The organism is Wolbachia pipientis, from assembly GCF_023661085.1.
Lineage (GTDB): Bacteria > Pseudomonadota > Alphaproteobacteria > Rickettsiales > Anaplasmataceae > Wolbachia.
On the sequence record NZ_JAHDJT010000159.1, the window covers coordinates 1 to 1,890 of the forward strand.

Genomic DNA, 1,890 nt, shown 5'->3' on the forward strand with positions numbered 1-1,890 from the left:
AAACCAGTTTATTCCTCGGTAGCTCAGTGGTAGAGCAGTTGGCTGTTAACCAATTGGTCGCTGGTTCGAATCCGGCCCGGGGAGCTTTTATATTCACTAACCTGATAAAATTCCTAGATGCCAGCGTCACGCGTTGGAATGACATTCTTCCTGGTGGAGATTAATCTTAAATCACAATGTTCGTATAGTTGTGGGTTAAACTAATGCACTATTGATTTCTTGAGAATTGTTCTCAGCATTTAGCTCAGCACTATTTACTACTTTTTCAGTAATAACTTCAGTAAACTCAGGAGAAGGTTCTTTTGTTTTTGCAAAAAATGCTGCCTGTACAGCATTTTTAACGAAAAAACATGCAGCGAGTGCAAACACTGCTGTTGGTACATAGCACCAAGGGGAAGCCATACTAAACAGAGTAGTAGAAGCTACCATCAAGCAACAACAAGCAAATCCCGATTGGCTAATGAGATAGCGTCTATCAACACTACCATATTCAGCCATTAACTTTTTAACTTTATCATTGCTACCATATGGCAAAACAAGCGTCTTAATGCAATTTATTATCCCACTATTAGCAAAATATGGAGTACGTTTTATGAGTCTTTTCATGTAGTAGTCTTTTGCATGATGATCAGCTGCATTAGAATCTGCACCATACTTCAAAAACAACGCTAAGGTTTTTTCTTTTTCACATTCATACTCATTACAATGAATTATTTCATGCAATGGAGTACTACCAAATATATTCTGTATATTAGGGTCAGCGCCATATTTTAAAAGTAATTCTGCAACTCTATAGTGTTTGTATACCCTATGCAATGTAGTATAACCAAAATCACCTTGTGCATTAGGATCAGCTCTATATTTTAAAAGTAATTCTGCAACTTCATAGAACCTATCATCTCCGGCTATATCTAATGGAGCAAGACCATATACTCGTGTATTAGGGTCAGCACCATAATCTAAAAGTAGTTTGACAATGTTACCATATTTGACAATTCCAGGATAACATAATGGAGTACGCTCACAAAATATTTTTATGTTAGGGTTAGCACCATTCTCTAAGAGCAGGTTTACAAGATCAATATTGTACGAATTGATAGCAACACCCAACGGCAAGTGGTCCTGTACACACATTGCATTGATGTAATCACCAAATTCTCCACCCTTACTGCTTTTGAATTTGGAAAAAAGCTTTTTAAGAAACGCTATATCTCGATTGAAGAGAGCCGTATATAAGCAAAATTTTAAATCCTCAGTACAGCTAACTCTATCTAAGTCTTCGTCATGGAGTAACACAACCTCTTTTGCACCTGTTCCAGCAAGAAGCTTATATGCAGCTTGTAACTGTTTAAATTTCTCTTCAGCTTTTTTAAGTTCTTCCTGTTCTTTATCTGAGTTTTTATCTGGATGATACTGAAGGGCTAGTGTGTTACGTGCTTCTTTGATGTCTTTTTCACTGGGATTCGCATTTAAGCCTAATATTTTTAAAGCTTCTTCTCTGCTCATAGTATCTCCTCCACAGCTATACTTAAGTGTAACCAAAAAATTTCAAAAAGTCAAAATTTTTATGTTAAGCTGGGCCTATTGCAAAATCCCATGTGATATAGCTAATGCGGCGCTAACGAGTAGCAAGGCTGAAAAAAAGCAAAAGAAGCCCCGGTCAGTATTTACTTTTAGTATTGGCGTTTTTATGCCTTAAACGCTGCAATTTAGCTGCTTTTAAGCGCAACTAGTCTAAGCTATAGTATTTAAGAAACTTACCAGACAGGGAAAAAAGACAATAAAACCCCGAGGTAGCTAGTTATTCCACTCTCTATTTTAAAATCCGGCGTTGAGTGATGTCTTAAACGACTTATAAGCGCGTTTCAGCTTGAAAACCCGAAGTTTTAA

General features: G+C 36.9%; 1 protein-coding gene and 1 tRNA gene. One reads left to right on the forward strand and one right to left on the reverse strand.

Translation table 11 applies throughout. The features are described from left to right. The first annotated feature begins 12 nt into the window (after positions 1-12). Positions 13-84 (forward strand) — tRNA-Asn (locus tag DM84_RS05810). Positions 85-195: 111 nt separating this feature from the next. Here DM84_RS05810 and DM84_RS05815 read toward each other — a convergent pair. Continuing rightward, positions 196-1,506 carry an ankyrin repeat domain-containing protein gene (locus DM84_RS05815; protein ID WP_250779042.1) on the reverse strand — a complete coding sequence of 437 codons (1,311 nt, stop codon included), beginning with the start codon at positions 1,504-1,506 and terminating at the stop codon, positions 196-198. Positions 1,507-1,890 lie beyond the last annotated feature (384 nt).

Excerpts from the sequence above, each read along its gene's own strand:
- DM84_RS05815 (WP_250779042.1), bottom strand. The coding sequence starts at position 1,506 with ATGAGCAGAGAAGAAGCTTTAAAAATATTAGGCTTAAATGCGAATCCC.